General features: G+C 33.2%; 17 protein-coding genes and 2 tRNA genes. 8 read left to right on the plus strand and 11 right to left on the minus strand.

Features of this window, described 5'->3' with window-relative positions; genetic code table 11:
• Positions 1-56: 56 nt before the first annotated feature.
• On the minus strand, positions 57-1,553 hold the full coding sequence (locus L2Z92_RS05100; RefSeq protein ID WP_236457758.1) for a dicarboxylate/amino acid:cation symporter: 1,497 nt from the start codon (positions 1,551-1,553) through the stop codon (positions 57-59).
• A gap of 233 nt (positions 1,554-1,786) precedes the next feature.
• Between L2Z92_RS05100 and L2Z92_RS05105 the strand changes: the two genes are divergently transcribed.
• Together L2Z92_RS05105 and L2Z92_RS05110 are read left to right on the plus strand one after the other, a co-directional pair.
• Positions 1,787-5,428 (plus strand): reprolysin-like metallopeptidase, encoded by a 3,642-nt coding sequence (locus tag L2Z92_RS05105; protein ID WP_236457759.1) that lies wholly within the window; start codon positions 1,787-1,789, stop codon positions 5,426-5,428.
• 124 nt (positions 5,429-5,552) lie between these two features.
• A complete protein-coding gene (locus tag L2Z92_RS05110) occupies positions 5,553-7,448 on the plus strand; it encodes a S9 family peptidase (RefSeq protein ID WP_236457760.1) in 1,896 nt (631 codons plus the stop codon).
• Positions 7,449-7,549: 101 nt separating this feature from the next.
• Here L2Z92_RS05110 and accC read toward each other — a convergent pair whose 3' ends face one another.
• From accC to pdxA, 6 genes are all read right to left on the minus strand, one after another.
• On the minus strand, positions 7,550-8,902 hold the full coding sequence (accC, locus tag L2Z92_RS05115) for an acetyl-CoA carboxylase biotin carboxylase subunit (RefSeq protein ID WP_236457761.1): 1,353 nt from the start codon (positions 8,900-8,902) through the stop codon (positions 7,550-7,552).
• A gap of 111 nt (positions 8,903-9,013) precedes the next feature.
• Complete coding sequence (gene accB / locus L2Z92_RS05120; protein WP_236458821.1) at positions 9,014-9,499, minus strand: acetyl-CoA carboxylase biotin carboxyl carrier protein; 486 nt, start codon at positions 9,497-9,499, stop codon at positions 9,014-9,016.
• 25 nt (positions 9,500-9,524) lie between these two features.
• Positions 9,525-10,523 (minus strand): beta-ketoacyl-ACP synthase III, encoded by a 999-nt coding sequence (locus L2Z92_RS05125; protein ID WP_236457762.1) that lies wholly within the window; start codon positions 10,521-10,523, stop codon positions 9,525-9,527.
• Between the two features lie 163 nt (positions 10,524-10,686).
• Positions 10,687-10,881 carry a 50S ribosomal protein L32 gene (rpmF, locus tag L2Z92_RS05130; protein WP_236457763.1) on the minus strand — a complete coding sequence of 65 codons (195 nt, stop codon included), beginning with the start codon at positions 10,879-10,881 and terminating at the stop codon, positions 10,687-10,689.
• 9 nt (positions 10,882-10,890) lie between these two features.
• Complete coding sequence (locus tag L2Z92_RS05135) at positions 10,891-11,424, minus strand: YceD family protein (protein WP_236457764.1); 534 nt, start codon at positions 11,422-11,424, stop codon at positions 10,891-10,893.
• Between the two features lie 93 nt (positions 11,425-11,517).
• A complete protein-coding gene (gene pdxA / locus L2Z92_RS05140; RefSeq protein WP_236457765.1) occupies positions 11,518-12,555 on the minus strand; it encodes a 4-hydroxythreonine-4-phosphate dehydrogenase PdxA in 1,038 nt (345 codons plus the stop codon).
• 58 nt (positions 12,556-12,613) lie between these two features.
• Here pdxA and L2Z92_RS05145 point away from each other — a divergent pair, with 58 nt between their 5' ends.
• Entirely contained in the window at positions 12,614-13,204 is a 591-nt protein-coding gene (locus L2Z92_RS05145; protein WP_236457766.1) for a riboflavin synthase, read from the plus strand.
• A gap of 8 nt (positions 13,205-13,212) precedes the next feature.
• Here the strand turns inward: L2Z92_RS05145 and L2Z92_RS05150 are convergent, their stop codons facing one another.
• The 3 genes from L2Z92_RS05150 to mce all read right to left on the minus strand — a co-directional run bounded on the left by L2Z92_RS05150 (position 13,213) and on the right by mce (position 14,151).
• Entirely contained in the window at positions 13,213-13,425 is a 213-nt protein-coding gene (locus tag L2Z92_RS05150) for a PID-CTERM protein-sorting domain-containing protein (RefSeq protein ID WP_236457767.1), read from the minus strand.
• A 192-nt stretch (positions 13,426-13,617) separates the two neighbouring features.
• A tRNA-Ile gene (locus tag L2Z92_RS05155) sits at positions 13,618-13,691 on the minus strand.
• 58 nt (positions 13,692-13,749) lie between these two features.
• Complete coding sequence (gene mce / locus L2Z92_RS05160) at positions 13,750-14,151, minus strand: methylmalonyl-CoA epimerase (RefSeq protein WP_236458822.1); 402 nt, start codon at positions 14,149-14,151, stop codon at positions 13,750-13,752.
• A gap of 96 nt (positions 14,152-14,247) precedes the next feature.
• Here mce and rbfA point away from each other — a divergent pair, with 96 nt between their 5' ends.
• Together rbfA and L2Z92_RS05170 are read left to right on the plus strand one after the other, a co-directional pair.
• Entirely contained in the window at positions 14,248-14,640 is a 393-nt protein-coding gene (gene rbfA, locus L2Z92_RS05165; protein WP_236457768.1) for a 30S ribosome-binding factor RbfA, read from the plus strand.
• 3 nt (positions 14,641-14,643) lie between these two features.
• Positions 14,644-15,843: an ABC transporter permease gene (locus L2Z92_RS05170; RefSeq protein ID WP_236457769.1), complete on the plus strand. Its 1,200-nt coding sequence runs from the start codon at positions 14,644-14,646 to the stop codon at positions 15,841-15,843.
• Between the two features lie 38 nt (positions 15,844-15,881).
• On the opposite strand, the gene L2Z92_RS05175 is transcribed toward L2Z92_RS05170, so the two are convergent.
• Positions 15,882-15,961: transfer RNA gene (locus L2Z92_RS05175), tRNA-Leu, on the minus strand.
• A gap of 177 nt (positions 15,962-16,138) precedes the next feature.
• On the opposite strand from L2Z92_RS05175, the gene L2Z92_RS05180 reads away from it, so the two are divergent.
• The 3 genes from L2Z92_RS05180 (at position 16,139) to pth (ending at position 18,481) form a co-directional block, all read left to right on the plus strand.
• Complete coding sequence (locus L2Z92_RS05180) at positions 16,139-17,080, plus strand: ribose-phosphate pyrophosphokinase (protein ID WP_236457770.1); 942 nt, start codon at positions 16,139-16,141, stop codon at positions 17,078-17,080.
• A gap of 56 nt (positions 17,081-17,136) precedes the next feature.
• Entirely contained in the window at positions 17,137-17,745 is a 609-nt protein-coding gene (locus L2Z92_RS05185) for a 50S ribosomal protein L25/general stress protein Ctc (protein WP_236457771.1), read from the plus strand.
• 169 nt (positions 17,746-17,914) lie between these two features.
• A complete protein-coding gene (gene pth / locus L2Z92_RS05190) occupies positions 17,915-18,481 on the plus strand; it encodes an aminoacyl-tRNA hydrolase (protein WP_379677980.1) in 567 nt (188 codons plus the stop codon).
• Positions 18,482-18,493: the final 12 nt, after the last annotated feature.

Raw genomic sequence — 18,493 nt, forward strand, 5'->3', positions numbered from 1 at the left:
TATAACTATAAGGACAAAAAAACTTATTATTTTTTAGTAGATATAAATATAATCTATTATTCTAGTTTATCAACAGACTTTGCAACAATCATAGAAACAGCAGCATCACCTGTAACGTTTACTGTAGTTCTACACATATCTAAAGGTCTATCAATTGCGAAAATTAATGCCAAACCAGCCTCAGGAATTCCAGCTTGTGCCAAAACAATAACTAGCATTACCATTCCTGCACCAGGAACTGCTGCACTACCGATTGAAGCTAAAGTTGCCGTTGCAATTATACCTAATTGCACTCCAAAACTCAACTCCATTCCGAAAGCTTGTGCAATAAAAACGGCAGCAACTGCTTGATATAAACTAGTACCATCCATATTAATTGTTGCACCAATTGGTAATACAAAACTAGCAACTTCATCATCAACACCTAAATTATCAACAACTCTTTCCATTGTAACTGGAAGTGTAGCTGCTGACGAACTAGTAGAAAATGCTAATAATTGAGCTGGAGCTATACCATTAAGGAAAAAATTATGATTTTTCTTAGTCAAAATTCTAACCAAGAACAGATAAAAAACAATCAAAAGAGCCAAACCAAAAACAACAGTTAATCCATACATCCCAAGGGCTTTAAACAAGTCAAAACTTGGAGATTCTGCTACTAAAGACGCTAACAATGCAAAAACTCCAAAGGGAGCAGCAAGCATTATTATATCTATCATTTTTAAAATAGCTTCGTTAAAACCATCAAAAAATGCTTTAACTGGAGTTGCCAATTCTGTAGGTATTAATATTAATGCAATACCAAAGAAAATAGCAAAAAATATTACCTGCAACATATTTCCATTATCCGCAGAAGCCCCAATTATATTACTTGGAACTATATCTTCCAAAGCTTGCAATGGACCTGCTTTTTTTTGATTTTCCGCAGCTTCAATTTTAGAATTAGCATCATTTGAATAACTACCAACTAATTCTGTTCTTGTTTCTTCAGAAATATAACTCCCCGGCTTTATTATATTAACAACAGTTAAACCAATTGAAACAGCAAAGACAGTTGTAAGAATATAAAGTCCGATTGTTCTTCCACCCATTTTTGAAAGCTTAGAAATATCTTTTAAATCAGAAACTCCTTTTATTAATGAAGCTAATATCAAAGGAACAGCAATTAATTTTAATAAATTAATAAATATATTTCCAAATGGTTTTATCCAGTTTCTTATAAAATTTCTTCCTTTAGATTCTGGAATTACAATATTAGATTCAACTTTTTTAATTTTATCACTTAAAATCCTAATACTTGATTCTAATTCTTCTTTTTTAGTATAAAACTCATTAAAACTCATTTTTTTTGAATCAAAATGAGATTTTGTTTCTGAAAGCTCTCCTTCAACTTTTGTTTTTTCAGACAAAAGCTTCAACCATTCAATTTTATTTTCTTGTGCAAATAAAACATTTTCTTCTTTAGGTACTCCAACATTAATCACCATTATAGCAAACAAAACTCCCATTACCATTCCCAATAATATTTGCCAATGCAACGCTAATTTCTTCATTTCAGATATGTTTCAATTTTAAGAACGTGAAAATAAGCATATTTTTTTAAACTCCTAATTTTATCATTTTAAAGAAAACCAAACCTTAACAAGTAATCAATAAAAATCACTAACAAAATTGTAGTAAAATTACACTTAACACATTGATTTAACTTTTTTTATAAATAAACTGTAAAATAATTGAAAATAATTTATATATCTTTGAAGCGCTAAAAATCAAAACTATACAAATTATGAAACAAAAATTTCTTTTAATTGCAGCAATTGCAATTACAAGTTTCTCGTTTGCGCAAAACGGAGAAACTTTTTGGAAAAAAACCACAAAGAGCGATGCTCAGGTTTTTGAAAACAAAAGCTCACTATCAAACACCAGCCTATTTAACTTAGACATCAACAGTCTTAAACAAAGCATTAGAAGTGTTTCCAAAAGAGTTAATTTTAATGAAAGCTCAAACACCATCATCTCAATTCCGAATAGGGATGGCAAAATGGAACGTTTCTCCGTATTGGAAAACTCAAACATGGAACAAGATCTAGCAAATAGATATCCTGAAATTAAATCTTATGTTGGATACGGCATTGACAATCCAACTGCTACAGTGTATTTTAGCATATCTCCTTTAGGCTTTCAATCGATGACTTTATACGCAGACAAATCTGCCGAATTTATCGAACCTTATACTAAAGATTTAAAAACATATACAGTATACCGAAAAGCAGATCGAAAAGCTGCATTTTCAAAATTTGAATGTAGTGTTGTTGAACACGCAAACAATAAAGCAGCTTCAGATGCAGCAGCTCGCCCAAATGCTGACGACTCTAAACTAAGAACATTTCGCTTAGCAATGTCAGTTACAGGAGAATACTCTTCTCATTTTGGAGGAACAAAAGCACTTGCATTAGCTGCAATAAACACTACAATGACTCGTGTAAATGGTGTTTTTGAAAAAGATTTCAGTGCAAGAATGGTCTTAATTTCTAACACAGATGACGTAATCTACACTAACGCATCAACCGATCCTTACACTACAAGCTACAACAGTCAACTGCAAAGCACATTAACTTCGGTTATTGGAGATTCCAACTATGATGTCGGTCATTTATTAACAAAAGCTGGCAATAATGGAAATGCTGGATGTATTGGTTGTGTCTGCAATTCAGGAAAAGGAAGTGGTTTCACATCAAGTACAATCCCTGAAGGAGATAATTTCGACATCGACTATGTTGCTCATGAAATTGGACATCAGTTTGGAGCAAATCATACATTTTCCATGAGCAATGAAGGAACAGGTGTAAATATGGAACCTGGTTCTGGCTCAACTATCATGGGGTATGCTGGAATTACTGGTCAGGATGTACAACCACATTCTGATGCTTATTTTCATTCTGCAAGTATTCAACAAGTAACAAACAATATCAAATCTAAAACTTGCCCAACAGTAACTAACACTGGAAACACAGTACCAACTGCTGATGCGGGAAGCGATTTTACAATCCCAAAAAGCACTCCTTTCATTCTTAGTGGCTCAGGAACCGATGCCAATGGAGATGCTTTAACATACATCTGGGAACAATTTGATAACGCAGCAAGTTCTGCTACAGGAGCAAGTTCTGCTGCAAGTGCAACAAGAACGTCTGGACCAACATTTAGATCATACAACCCTACAACTACACCAACAAGAATGTTCCCAAGACTAGAAAGTGTTTTAGCAAACTCTTCTACAACAACAGGAGCAGAAATCACAGTTGAAGCTCTTCCTTCAGTTGCTAGAACAATGAATTTTAGATTTACAGTAAGAGACAACAGAGCTGGTGGTTCAGCAAACAACAGTGACGACATGGTTGTTACAGTAAATAGTACAGCAGGACCTTTTACAGTTTCTTCACCAAATACAGCAGTTTCTTACCCTGGAAATTCATCTCAAACAATAACATGGAACGTCGCTGGAACGACAGCAAATGGAGTAAATTGTGCTAATGTTGACATATTGCTATCTACAGATGGAGGAAACAATTTCAACACTGTACTATTAGCTGGAACTCCAAATGATGGATCGCAATCTGTTACAATTCCTAACACACCAGGAAATCAAAACAGAATCATGATTAAAGGAACAAATCATATTTTCTTTGACATTTCTAATTCTAATTTTACAATTACTCAAGGTAGTGGAAATGACACAACTGCTCCTTCAGCGCCAACAAATCTTACAGCTGCTGGAACAACACAAACAACAACGAATCTTTCTTGGACTGCATCAACTGATAATGTTGCAGTAACTGGATATGACGTATTTCAAGGAGGAACTCAAATTGGAACAGCTACTACTACAACATTTGCAGTTACAGGATTAAGCCCTGGAACTACTTACAATTTTACTGTAAAAGCTAAAGATGCTGCTGGAAATATTTCAGGCACAAGTAATACCGCAACTATAACAACTTTAACTGGAACAACAGATCCGACATATTGTGATTCTAAAGGAAACAGTGTAAACGATGAATACATAGGACGAGTTCAATTCAATACAATTGACAACACTTCTAATGGAGGTAATGGCTATACAAATTTCACAAGTATCTCAACGAGCGTAAGCAAAGGAACTTCATACAACATTACTATAACTCCTACATGGACAGGTACTGTATACAGCGAAGGATATGCGGTATGGATAGACTACAATAAGGATGGAGATTTTACAGATGCCAATGAGTTAGCTTGGAGCAAAGCTGCAAGTCAAACTACACCAGTAACAGGAAGCTTCATAATTCCTACATCTGCAATTACAGGCACTACAAGAATGAGAGTTTCAATGAAATACAATGGAGTTCCAACTTCATGTGAAGCATTTTCATACGGAGAGGTAGAAGATTACTCTGTAAACATTGGAACATCAGTACCAGACACTACAGCTCCATCAGCACCAACATTATCTGCTTCAGGTACAACTCAGACATCAACAACTTTATCTTGGACAGCGTCAACTGACAATGTAGGCGTAACAGGTTATAACGTTTACCAAGCAGGAACACAAATAGGTACCGCAACGACAACAACATATTCAGTAACAGGCTTAACATCTGCAACAACATACGCATTTACAGTAAAAGCAAAAGACGCTGCTGGAAATCTTTCAGCAACAAGCAACACAGCATCTGTAACTACTCTTTCTAACTCAGTTACATATTGTACCTCACAAGGAAACAATACAAACGACGAAAGAATTGCCAAAGTTGAATATGGAAGTATCAATAATTCATCATCAGGTACAACTGGCTATGAAGACTTTACAGCTATCACAACATCTGTATCAAGAGGAACTTCACAAACAATTACAATCACTCCTTTATGGACTGGAACTGTTTACAGCGAAGGATACGCCGTTTGGATTGATTTCAATCAAGATGGTGACTTCACTGATACAGGAGAACAAGTTATAACAATTGGAGCTACAAAAAACACCCCTGTTAGCGGTTCAATATCTATTCCTACAAATGCGAATTTAGGAGCAACAAGAATGAGAGTTTCAATGAAATACAACGGAACCCCAACTTCTTGTGAATCTTTCACTTACGGACAAGTAGAGGATTACACAATAAACATTACAGCTTCTACTAGAGACAATGAAGAAACTACCTCATTAGCTTTAGAAAATGAAGTAGTTATTTATCCTAACCCGACAACCAGCTTGTTAAATATCAGTTCAATATCCAACAACGCAACCTATAAAGTACACAGTTTACTAGGACAAACTGTCTTAAGCGGAAAAATAGCGAACAACTCTATAGATGTTTCCAGATTAAATGCTGGAAATTACATTATTGAGATTACAGATAACGAGAATACAATAAGTAAACAGTTTATAAAACAATAAACTAAATCAAATTCTAAAAAAGGTCTTCAATCTATATTGAAGGCCTTTTTTTATTACTACACATACCTCCTATTAAATATAAAATATTTATTTTTAAACTTTATTACATAATAATAAACAAGAAATGAAAAAAATAGCATTAATCTTATTTAGCATGGCTGGATTATCCACAACCGCACAAGAACAAATGACACCTGAACTGCTTTGGCAACTTGGAAGAATTTCTCCTTTAGGAATATCTAATGATAATAAAAGTATCATCTACAAAGTATCAATACCTTCTATAAAAGAAAATAATTCTAAATCAAAATATTACTTATTACCAATTGAAGGCGGCACTCCAGTTGAAATAAAAGAGTACAAAGAACTACTTTCCGATAAAAACAAATCTAGCAATGGCAATTGGACTTTAACTCATAAAGAAATCAAAATACAAAGCGTAAACGGAAAAGACTTTTATCCTTCGCTAGATAAAAGCGATGTTAAAATTTATGATGCTTTAGATTATCGTCATTGGGACACCTATAATGACGGAAATCATAATCATGTTTTTATTTCTAATAATAAAAACGAAGAAGTTGACATCATGAAAGACGAACCGTTTGATTGCCCACAAAAACCATTTGGAGGTGATGAAGATTACATTTGGTCTCCTGAAGGCAACAAAATCATCTATGTATCAAAAAAGAAGGTCGGAACATCTTATGCAATTAGCACTAATACCGATTTATTCGAATATGATATTTCTTCTAAAACAACAACAAATTTAACCGAAAAGTATACGGGTTATGATGTTGCTCCTCAATTTTCACCAAACGGAGATTTATCATGGCTACAAATGAAGCGCGACGGCTATGAAGCTGATAAAAACGATATCATCGTTCGACTTAAAGGTTTTGACTCCAATCTTACCATAAATTGGGATGGAACAGTTGATAGTTTCACTTGGAGCAAAGACGGAAAAAAAATCTTTTTCTTAGCACCAGTTGGCGGTACAAAACAGCTTTTTGAAGTTAACTTTCCAGGATTAACAAAAATCGCACCAATAGTAAAACAGCTAACAATGGGGCAATTTGATGTAAATCAAATTATCGAAATTAATGAAAATAGAGCTATCATTACAAGAAGCGATATGAATCATGCCAATGAAATTTTTAGTTATGATTTAAAAAAGAAAGACTGGAAACAAATGACCAATATCAATACAGCTATCTATTCAAAATTGACATTACCGAAAGTTGAAAAAAGAATGGTAAAAACTACTGATGGAAAAGAGATGCTTGTTTGGGTTATTTTACCGCCAGATTTTGATCCTAAAAAGAAATATCCAACATTACTATATTGTCAAGGCGGACCACAAGGAGCATTGTCTCAATTTTATTCTTATCGCTGGAACTTTCAAGTCATGGCATCTCAAGGCTATATTATAGTTGCTCCAAACAGAAGAGGAATGCCAGGACATGGTGTAAAATGGAACGAACAAATTAGTAAAGATTGGGGCGGACAAGTAATGGATGATTATTTAAGTGCAATAGATAACATTTCGAAAGAAGCATACGTAGACAAAGATAGAATTGGAGCAGTGGGCGCAAGTTATGGAGGCTATTCGGTATTTTATTTAGCAGGGATTCATAAGAACAGATTCAAAACATTTATAGCTCATGCAGGAATTTTCAACATGCAAAGCATGTATGGAACAACCGAAGAAGTTTTCTTCACCAACTGGGATATGGGAGGTTCATATTGGGACAAAGACAATAAACTTGCTCAAAAATCATATAATGAATTTAACCCTATCAATCTTGTTAACAATTGGAACACCCCTATTTTTATAATACAAGGAGCAAAAGATTACCGTGTACCAATTGGACAAAGTCAAGAAGCTTTCCAAGCTGCTCAACTAAAAGGGATTAAAAGTAGATTTATGCTATTCCCTGAAGAAAATCATTGGATATTAAAACCACAAAATGGCTTAGTTTGGCAAAATGAATTTTTTAAATGGCTAAAAGAAACACTTTAATAGTGTTTCTTTTAAAACACACGCTATCATGATGCCATTTAAAGAAGTTGAAGATATTTAACAATTACATAAAAAAAAGCTCCCAATCGGGAGCTTTTTAATTATTCTTCTACTCTATCTTTCATCACAAAAGACTCCATAAATTTTGTTGTATAATTTCCAGCAACATAATCTGGTTCTTCCATCAATTGCCTATGAAAAGGAATTGTTGTCTTTATCCCCTCGATTACAAACTCATCTAAAGCTCTTTTCATTTTATTGATTGCTTCTTCTCTAGTTTGAGCAGTTGTAATCAACTTCGCTATCATTGAATCATAGTTAGGAGGAATTGTATAACCAGAATACACATGAGTATCTAAACGCACACCGTGCCCTCCAGGAGTATGTAATGTTGTTATTTTACCTGGAGATGGTCTAAAATCATTATAAGGGTCTTCCGCATTAATACGACACTCAATAGAATGGAGCATTGGGAAATAATTTTTACCAGATATTGGAATTCCAGCTGCAACCATTATTTGCTCACGAATTAAATCATAATCAATAACTTGCTCCGTAATAGGGTGTTCAACTTGGATACGCGTATTCATTTCCATAAAATAGAAATTTCTATGCTTATCAACCAAAAACTCAACTGTTCCTGCTCCTTCATATTTGATAAATTCCGCAGCTTTAACAGCAGCCTCCCCCATTGCGTTACGCAACTCATCCGTCATAAACGGAGAAGGAGTTTCTTCTGTTAATTTTTGATGACGACGTTGCACAGAACAATCTCTTTCCGATAAATGACATGCTTTACCGAATGAATCTCCTATAACTTGTATTTCAATATGACGTGGCTCCTCAATAAGCTTTTCCATATACATCCCATCATTACCAAAAGCAGCAGCAGACTCTTGACGAGCACTTTCCCATGCTTTTAACAAATCTGCTTCTTTCCAAACAGCACGCATCCCTTTTCCTCCACCTCCAGCAGTAGCCTTAAGCATTACAGGATACCCCATCTCTTTAGCTAACTTCTGAGTTTGTTCAAAAGACTCCAATAAACCATCTGAACCAGGAACACATGGAACTCCTGCAGCTTTCATTGTCGCTTTTGCAGAAGCCTTATCTCCCATTTTATCAATCATTTCTGGAGAAGCTCCAATAAATTTAATTCCGTGTTCTTGACATATTTTTGAAAATTTTGCATTTTCAGACAAGAAACCATAACCTGGATGTATAGCATCAGCATTTGTTATCTCTGCAGCAGATATAATATTTGCCATTTTTAAATACGACAAACTACTCGCAGGAGGACCAATACAAACTGCTTCATCAGCAAATCTAACATGTAAACTTTCAGCATCAGCAGTAGAATAAACAGCTACCGTTTTAATGCCCATCTCTTTACAAGTTCTAATAACACGGAGAGCAATTTCCCCACGATTTGCAATTAATATTTTTTTAAACATATCTTGATTAATTAGATAATTAGACAATAAATAAATTTAGAATACAGAAATTAAAGCCTCTAAGACAAAAATCAATAAAACTTAAACATTCTGATTTCTAATTTCTAATTTTTAAGACGGATCTACTAAAAACAATGGTTGATCAAACTCTACTGGAGAAGAATCATCAACTAATACTTTAACAATTTTACCTGATACTTCAGACTCAATTTCGTTAAATAACTTCATTGCTTCAATAACACAAACAACATCTCCTTTAGAAATTGTATCTCCTACCTCAACAAAAACAGGCTTGTCTGGAGCTGGCTTTCTATATAAGGTTCCAATTATTGGTGATTTAACAGTAACGAATTTTGAGTTATCTTCTTCTACTGGTGCAGCTGGTGTAGCTGGTGCTGTAGGAGCAACTGGCTGAGGGGCTGAAGCCTGAGGCAATGCAGCAGAAACAGGAACTTGTTGAACATAAGTTGTAGTTGCTTCTGGCCCTTCGTTTGTAGTTTTTATGGTGATTTTAAAATCATCCATTTCTAATTTCACTTCTGTAGCACCTGATTTAGCTACAAATTTAATTAGGTTTTGAATTTCTCTAATATCCATATTGTTTGGAATTTGGTTTAGTTTGTTATTTTTTGTCATATGCCCATTTTAAATAAACTGCACCCCAAGTGAATCCACCTCCAAATGCAGCAAAAATGATATTATCTCCTTTTTTTAATTGACTTTCAAAATCAGACAACAGTAATGGTAAAGTTGCGGAAGTAGTATTTCCATAACGATGAATATTAATCAAGACTTTTTCTTCATCTATACCCATTCTGTTTGCAGTTGCATCAATAATTCTTTTATTTGCTTGATGTGCCACTAACCAGCTTACATCATCATGCGAAAGATTATTACGTTGCATAATTTTTTCACTTACATCAGCCATTCCAGAAACAGCATATTTAAATACTGTCTTTCCATCTTGGAAAACATAATGTTGTTTGTTTTTTACCGTTTCTTCTGAAGGTGGCAAAATAGAACCTCCTGCTTCGATCTTTAAGAATTCTCTTCCAATTCCATCGCTTTTCAGTATCTCATCTTGCAATCCTAATCCTTCGCTGTTAGGCTCGAACAATACTGCACCAGCTCCATCACCAAAAATAATGCAAGTTGCTCTATCTGTATAATCTATGATAGAAGACATTTTATCTGCTCCAATCAATAATACTTTTTTATATCGTCCAGATTCAATATAAGCTGAAGCTGCTGAAATACCATATAAAAAACTTGAACAAGCTGCTTGCAAATCATAAGAGAAAGCATTAATAGCCCCAATTTGAGTTGCTACATAAACACCCGTCGAGGCAACAAGTAAATCTGGTGTTGCGGTAGCCATAATAACCAAATCAATCTCTTTAGGATCAATTTGTGCTTTCTCAATTAAATTTTGAGCAGCTTTTATAGCTAAAAACGAAGTTCCTTGACCTTCTTCCTTTAATAATCTTCTTTCTTTTATTCCTGTTCTAGAAGTAATCCATTCGTCATTGGTTTCAACTAGCTCTTCCAATACCTTATTAGACAACACATAGTCAGGCACATAAGAGCCTACTGCTGTAATCGCGGCTGTAATTTTATTCATAAAAATTATTTTTCCTCATTAAACAAAACATTATTTTAACGAGTGGTGGAAATTACAAAAAAAAAATCAAACCAAAGAAAAAATAGAGCTTGTAAACTAACAAAAGTCTGTTTAACAAAAAAACTCTCACTGTGTGAGAGTTTTTCTCTATTTCTTCAAAGCTTTAAGCTACTGCTACTGCTTTATCAATTACAACCTGACCTCTGTAATACATTTTTCCTTCATGCCAGTAAGCTCTATGATATAAATGCGCTTCTCCAGTGATTGGACATGTAGCGATTTGTGGTACAGATGCTTTGTAATGTGTTCTTCTCTTGTCTCTTCTTGTTTTGGAGATTTTTCTCTTAGGATGTGCCATTTTACTATATTATTTATCCGTTAATAGTTTTTTTAAATTTTCCCATCTAGGGTCAATATTTTCTTGTTCTTGTTCTTCTACTTTTGGTGCCAATTTCTCTAATGTTTCCAATGCTTCGGATTTTAAACTTCCATCTTTCACTCCTGGATGAATTCTTTTTACCGGAACAGAAAGGACTATGCCTTCATATATATATTGTGAAACATCAACTTGAAACTCACCATGAGGCAAAACAAGCAACTCTTCATTTTCATTATTAAATTCCTCGCCAAAAGTAACAATCAGTTTTAATTTTCCTTTAACAGGTAAATCAAACAACTCATTTGTCAAATCACAAGGTATATTTACGACTCCATTATAATCAAAGTTAAGCTCAAGCATTGTATTCTTTTTTTCTAAAATCAGAACAACATCGATATTAACCTCATTAAACTCGTCATAATCAAAGCAACCAAAGAACGAATTATCTAACTGATAATCAAACTGATGCTTTCCTAATTTCAATCCAGCAAACTGAATCAAATACTCTTTTAATTTCTTCATAACAACAGTTTACCCATCATTAATGGGATGCAAAGATATAAAATTATTATAAATTCAAACCAGTTATAAACATTTTTTTGTTTACAACTCTATTTACCTGACTTTCAGAGGCTTTTTTATTAACTCTAAAAACTCATTTCTTTTCTTAAAAATATCCATAGCAGAATATACCGCTTCCCTGAATGACTCATAACTAGCCTCTCCTTTACCCGCTATCTCATAGGCAGTCCCATGATCTGGAGATGTTCTAATTTTACTTAAACCCGCAGTATAATTTACCCCCTTACCAAAAGATAACGTTTTAAAAGGTATCAAACCTTGATCATGGTACATTGCTAAAATAGCATCATATTTTTCATATTGAGTAGACCCAAAAAAACTATCCGATGAATAGGGCCCGAAAACCATTTTTCCAGAATCAAACATTTTTTTAACAGCTGGCTTAATAATTTTCTCCTCTTCATCACCTATAACACCGTTATCACCACTGTGAGGATTAAGCCCCAACAAAGCAACCTTAGGCTTAACTACTCCGAAGTCCTTTTCTAAAGCATCAATTACAGTTTCTACTTTTTTAAACAAAAGCTCTTCCGTCAAAGCATTAGACACTTCATTAACAGGAATATGATCCGTTAATAAACCAACTCTAAGCTTATCATGAATCATCAACATTAATGCATCACCTTCTAGCTCCTGACCTAAATAATCTGTATGCCCAGGGAATTTAAAATCTTCAGATTGTATATTGTATTTATTTATAGGAGCCGTTACCAAAACATCAACCAAACCCTCCTTTAACGCTTTTGTTGCTGATTGAAAAGATTTAATTGCATACTTACCCACAACTTCATCGTTTTTTCCATAATCAATATTCACACCTTCCTTCCAAACATTCAGTACATTAATCTTTCCGACAACAATTTGACTCAAATCATCAATTCCATGCAAACTAGCATCTAAACTCAGATTTTTCTTTAAAAAAGACACAATCTTGATATTTGCAAAAATTACAGGCGTACACAATTCCAACATTCTATTATCTTCAAATGTCTTCAGTACAACTTCTGGACCAATCCCATTTAAATCACCAATAGATATACCTACAATTATATTTTCTGCTTTTTTAACCATAATTAGTCCTATTAAATGCTTATTTTTGAACTGCAAATTTAGTAAAATAAAATTAGTTATGTTTACGGGAATCATTGAAACATTAGGAACAGTCAAAGAAATCATTAAAGACCAAGAAAATCTTCACATAAAAATAACCTCAAATTTAGCAGACAAGCTAAAGATTGACCAAAGTGTAGCACATAATGGAATATGCTTAACAGTAGTTGATATTAAAGAAAACGAATACACTGTTACCGCAATTAAAGAAACAATCAACAAGACTAACATTGGAACATGGAAAAAAAACAACACAATTAATCTTGAAAGAGCCATGAAGCTAGGAGACAGACTCGACGGACACATTGTTCAAGGACATGTTGATCAAATTGCCACATGTATTAATAAATCTGAAGAAAAAGGGAGCTGGCATTTTACTTTTCAATATGACGAAAAACTTAACAACATAACAATTGAAAAAGGATCAATAACCATTAACGGAACCAGCCTAACTGTTGTAAATTCAAAGAAGAATGAATTTAGCGTCGCCATAATACCTTACACTTATAAAAATACAAACTTTAACAACATAAAAACAAAAGACATTGTTAATCTTGAATTTGACGTTATCGGAAAATACGTAAAAAGAATACATGATTTACAAAAATAAAAGAAGCTCTATATAGAGCTTCTTTTATTTTTGTAAATATACCTAATTGAGTAATATCCGAATACAATCCCTACAACTAACATAAACCAAACACCTCCATCAACTGGAACATCTCCAGGCGGAGGAGTAGGCGGAGGAGGAGGATTTGTTTGAGAGAACACACCCTCAAAGCTCACCAACATCATCAAAATAAAAACTATTTTATTCACTATTAACTTCATGGTTATAAAATATAAAGTTATTCCCTTAACAAGAAACAACAAATCATTAATATTTATCTACATGCAAAAACATGTCAAAAATAACAGAGCACTAAAATAATAATATTTTCGCACTAAACAATGTTTTTACAAAAATACTTAAATATTTCTTAATAAAACAAAAAATAGCCTTTACAGGCTATTTTGTTTCTGTGGTCCCACCTGGGCTCGAACCAGGGACCACCTGATTATGAGTCAGGTGCTCTAACCAACTGAGCTATAGGACCGGTTTTGAGGTTGCAATATTACAGCATTTTTTTATTACTTGCAACTTTTTTTTATATTTTATTTTATCTCCTGACAAAGCTCTATCAAGACTCCATTAGTACTCTTTGGATGAAGAAAAGCAACTAACTTATTATCAGCACCTTTTTTAGGAATTTCATTCAAAACCACAAAACCTTCTTTTTTCAATCTTTCAATCTCACTCACAATATCCGTAACATCAAAAGCAATATGATGAATTCCTTCTCCTCTTTTTTCTATAAATTTAGCTATAGGACTCGCGTCACTTATCGCCTGTAACAATTCAATTTTATTGGGACCATTCATAAAAAAAGAAGTCTTAACACCTTCACTCTCCACCTCTTCTTCCTTATAAGAAGCCACACCAAAAAGCTTTTCAAAAACCAAATTAGAGACTTCTAAATCTTTTACTGCAATTCCAATATGTTCAATTTTATTTATCATTTTATTTATCATTTTAAGAACAACAAAATAACAAAAAGTTTTACTTAAAAAAAATAACCCTTAAAATATAACAATAATCCGTATTTTTGCAAAATGGAGACTAATAGACAAAAAAAAATAGGCACACTACTACAAAAAGATCTTGTAGATATACTTCAAGGTGAAATAAGAAAAAATAATTTAAATAATTTAATTATTTCTGTTTCAAAAGTAAACGTGACCTCAGATTTATCAATTGCAAAAGTATTCTTAAGTGTCTTTCCAACTGAAAAGGCTGGAGAAATACTTACTGCAATAAAAAGCAACACACCTTTAATAAAACATGATTTAGCTCAACGCGTAAAAAATCAATTAAGAAAAGTACCTAATTTAATTTTCTACATTGATGACAGTCTTGATTATATCGAAAAGATTGACGACGCTTTAACAGGAAAAGAAAACCCCGTAACCAATCCTGATTTATTAGAAAAAAGGAAAAAATCTTAAGATTTGAATTTCCCATTTTACATAGCAAAAAGATATGCTGTAAGTTTTAGTAAAAACTCTACAATAAACATCATTACGATAATTGCAACCATTGCAATTATCGCAAGTGCTATGGCATTATTCACTTTTCTTTCTGTATTTAGTGGCCTAAGAGAGTTTACACTAAGCTACAGCAACACATCAGACCCTGACTTTACTGTCTCTCCAAATTCTGGCAAATCCTTTCTTTTTACTAAAAACCAAGAAGAACAAATAAAAAACAGCACCAACTTCAGTAATTATTCTAAAATAATTGAAGACAGAGTACTTTTTAACTACGACAACAAAGAACAAATCGCAATTATAAAAGGAGTCGACAGCTTATTCACAAGTGTAAGCGCAATTGACCGACATTTATACGTAGGAAACTGGCTAGAAGCAAATTCAAACCAAGTAATTGTTGGAACAGAAATTTCAAAAAAACTCTCACTTGGATTATTTGACTACAACAATTCCTTAAACATATTCTCCCCCAAACCCGGAAGCGGACTAATAGAGAACAATGAAAACGCATTCAACTCAGCAAAACTCCAACCAGTTGGAATCTTTAACATAAACGAAGACATTGACAATAAATATGTTTTTTGCGACATTTCAATTACACAAAAACTGTTTAATTTCAAAAACAACCAAGTAACCAGTATTGTGTTAAAATCAAACACAAATACCTCAGAAGAAACAGCAATAAAAGAACTTAAAGATATCTTTAAGAACAAGGTAACAATAAAAACCAAAGCTCAACTAAACGACTCTTTATATAAAATGCTAAATTCTGAAAACTTATTCATATACCTATTCAGTACATTAGTTGTGATTTTAACACTGTTTTGTCTAGCTGGCGCAATTGTCATGATAATAATAGATAAAAAAGAAAACATCTATACCCTTTACAATATTGGACTAAATTTCAATGATATTAGAAAAGTATTTTTCATACAAGGAACAATAATTACCTTTTTTGGATTATTCTTCGGAATAACACTTGGAACCCTATTAATACTTATTCAGCAAAAATTCTCTTTACTAATGATAACACCTGACTTTCCATATCCTGTTGTTTTCAAAATAAAAAATATTGGCATCGTCATATTAACAATTATCCCCCTAGGAATAATCTCATCATGGATTGCTTCTGGAAGAGTAAACAAAGAGATCCTAAAATAAAAAAGCTTCAATGAAATATTGAAGCTTTTTTATTTATGTACCCTGGGTGGGAATCGAACCCACACTCCGAAGAACACGAGTTTGAGTCGTGCGCGTCTACCAATTCCGCCACCAAGGCATATCAAGAAAACAATAAAAATCTTTATCTTGATGTTTGAGAGTGCAAATGTAATTATTTTTTTAAAAAAACATAACAAAATACTTGAAAAATTACTTTCAGAGTTAAAATTTATTTCTAAATTTGCAGCACAATTATACAGCACAACACTAACCAACTACTAAACAATAAATTAAGATGTCATACAACGAGCCTGAGGCAAAAATATTTGCATGTTCTCAGAGTGTGTACTTAGCGGAAAAGATAGCTGAAAGCTATGGAGCTTCGTTAGGTAAAGTTACGTTCTCTAAATATAGTGACGGAGAATTTCAACCTTCTTTTGAAGAATCGATAAGAGGGCTGAGAGTTTTTCTAGTTTGTTCAACATTTCCTAATTCGGATAACTTAATGGAACTACTGCTTATGATAGATGCTGCTAAAAGAGCATCAGCACGTCATATAACTGCAGTTATTCCTTATTTCGGATGGGCAAGACAAGACAGAAAGGACAAACCAAGAGTTCCGATTGGAGCAAAACTAGTTGCTAAATTATTAGAAGCTGCTGGAGCTACAAGAATTATGACCATGGATTTACATGCAGATCAAATTCAAGGTTTTTTCGAGAAACCAGTAGATCATTTATTTGCCTCTACAATCTTTTTACCTTATGTAAAAAGTTTAAATTTAGACAACTTAACAATTGCTTCTCCAGATATGGGAGGATCAAAAAGAGCATATGCATATTCTAAATTTTTAGAATCTGACGTTGTGGTTTGCTACAAACAGAGAAAGAAAGCAAATGTTATTGACACGATGGAACTTATTGGAGACGTTAGAGGCAGAAATGTTATTCTAGTAGACGACATGATAGACACAGGCGGAACACTTGCAAAAGCAGCCGATGTAATGATGGAAAAAGGAGCACTAAGCGTTAGAGCAATATGTACTCATCCTTTATTGTCAGGTGAAGCCTATGAAAAGATTGAGAATTCTAAATTATTAGAATTAATTGTTACAGATTCTATTCCATTACAGAAAGAGTCTAAAAAAATAAAAGTTGTTTCGTGCTCTAAACTATTTGCAGATGTAATGCATATGGTACAAAACAACAATTCCATTAGTGGAAAATTTTTAATGTAATGCACTAAAGCAGTATTACCAAATTGAATTATTTTTATTAATTATATATTTACACAATGAAATCAATTACGATTAAAGGATCAGAAAGAGAAAGCGTAGGCAAAAAAGCAACAAAAGCCGTTCGCGATGCTGGAATGGTTCCTTGCGTTATTTACGGAGGAAATCAACCAGTACATTTTGCAGCAGATGAAAGAGCATTTAAAGACTTGGTATATACTCCAAACGCGCACACTGTTGTAATTGAATTAGAAAATGGAAAAAAAGTTGAAGCTATTCTACAAGACATCCAATTTCACCCAGTTTCAGATGCAATTTTACACATTGACTTCTTCGAATTAAACGAAGATAAAGAAATTGTTATGGAAGTTCCTGTAAAAGTTACTGGAAAATCTCCTGGAGTTATGGCTGGTGGTGTTTTACGTTTAAACCAACGTCGTTTAAAAGTAAAAGCATTACCTAAAAACTTACCTGATTTTGTTGAAGCAGATATTAATCCTTTACAAATGGGTAATAAGTTATACGTTACTAAAATTGAAACAAATAACTTTAAATTAATGCATCCTGACAACACTGTTGTGTGTCAAGTAAGAATTTCTCGTGCTGCAATGAAAGCTGCTCAAGAAGCTGCAAAAGCTGCAAAAGCTGCTCCAGCAAAGAAAAAATAATCCAATTATTTTTAATAATAGAAAAAGCATCAGTTCTACTGGTGCTTTTCTTTTTTTCAACCTATCACAACTAACAGAATAGCATTTTTTATAAACAAATAAATTAAACTATTTTTGCAAAATGAATTGGCTAAAAAAAATATTTAGAAAAAAAGAAGAAAAAATACCAATGAAAAAATTTTTAATTATTGGACTAGGAAATATTGGCTCCGAATACGTTAACACACGTCATAACATAGGCTTTAAAATCCTTGATCATTTTGCAAATCAAGAAAAATTAAGCTATAATACTGTTAAACTAGGAGACATTACAGAATTCAAAATCAAAGGTAGAACATTACTATTTTTAAAGCCCAATACTTACATGAATCTAAGTGGAAAAGCGATTAAGTATTGGATGGAAAAAGAAAATATAGAAAAAGAGAATATACTCGTTATAACCGATGATTTAAATTTACCATTTGGAAGCATTAGAATTAAACCCAAAGGCAGTGATGGAGGTCATAACGGCTTAAAAAGTATCCAACAAATTTTAAGCACAAGTGAATACCCTAGGTTTAGATTTGGAATTAGTGATGAATATAAAAAAGGACAACAAGTAAACTATGTTCTTGGCGAGTGGAGTGATGATGAAAAAGAAAAACTAAAGGAAAGACTACAAGTAGCTTCAGAAGTTATAAAATCATTTACGCTAGCAGGATTAAACAACACCATGAACACATTTAATGGAAAATAAAAACAAAAGAAA

The organism is Flavobacterium jumunjinense (assembly GCF_021650975.2).
Taxonomy (GTDB): Bacteria; Bacteroidota; Bacteroidia; order Flavobacteriales; family Flavobacteriaceae; genus Flavobacterium; species Flavobacterium jumunjinense.

What these genes read in the sequence shown, in the direction of transcription:
- L2Z92_RS05100 (WP_236457758.1), bottom strand. Translation starts at nt 1,553, where the DNA reads ATGAAGAAATTAGCGTTGCATTGGCAAATATTATTGGGAATGGTAATG.
- L2Z92_RS05105 (WP_236457759.1), top strand. Translation starts at nt 1,787, where the DNA reads ATGAAACAAAAATTTCTTTTAATTGCAGCAATTGCAATTACAAGTTTC.
- L2Z92_RS05110 (WP_236457760.1), top strand. Translation starts at nt 5,553, where the DNA reads ATGAAAAAAATAGCATTAATCTTATTTAGCATGGCTGGATTATCCACA.
- accC (WP_236457761.1), bottom strand. Translation starts at nt 8,902, where the DNA reads ATGTTTAAAAAAATATTAATTGCAAATCGTGGGGAAATTGCTCTCCGT.
- accB (WP_236458821.1), bottom strand. Translation starts at nt 9,499, where the DNA reads ATGGATATTAGAGAAATTCAAAACCTAATTAAATTTGTAGCTAAATCA.
- L2Z92_RS05125 (WP_236457762.1), bottom strand. Translation starts at nt 10,523, where the DNA reads ATGAATAAAATTACAGCCGCGATTACAGCAGTAGGCTCTTATGTGCCT.
- rpmF (WP_236457763.1), bottom strand. Translation starts at nt 10,881, where the DNA reads ATGGCACATCCTAAGAGAAAAATCTCCAAAACAAGAAGAGACAAGAGA.
- L2Z92_RS05135 (WP_236457764.1), bottom strand. Translation starts at nt 11,424, where the DNA reads ATGAAGAAATTAAAAGAGTATTTGATTCAGTTTGCTGGATTGAAATTA.
- pdxA (WP_236457765.1), bottom strand. Translation starts at nt 12,555, where the DNA reads ATGGTTAAAAAAGCAGAAAATATAATTGTAGGTATATCTATTGGTGAT.
- L2Z92_RS05145 (WP_236457766.1), top strand. Translation starts at nt 12,614, where the DNA reads ATGTTTACGGGAATCATTGAAACATTAGGAACAGTCAAAGAAATCATT.
- L2Z92_RS05150 (WP_236457767.1), bottom strand. Translation starts at nt 13,425, where the DNA reads ATGAAGTTAATAGTGAATAAAATAGTTTTTATTTTGATGATGTTGGTG.
- rbfA (WP_236457768.1), top strand. Translation starts at nt 14,248, where the DNA reads ATGGAGACTAATAGACAAAAAAAAATAGGCACACTACTACAAAAAGAT.
- L2Z92_RS05180 (WP_236457770.1), top strand. Translation starts at nt 16,139, where the DNA reads ATGTCATACAACGAGCCTGAGGCAAAAATATTTGCATGTTCTCAGAGT.
- L2Z92_RS05185 (WP_236457771.1), top strand. Translation starts at nt 17,137, where the DNA reads ATGAAATCAATTACGATTAAAGGATCAGAAAGAGAAAGCGTAGGCAAA.
- pth (WP_379677980.1), top strand. Translation starts at nt 17,915, where the DNA reads ATGAAAAAATTTTTAATTATTGGACTAGGAAATATTGGCTCCGAATAC.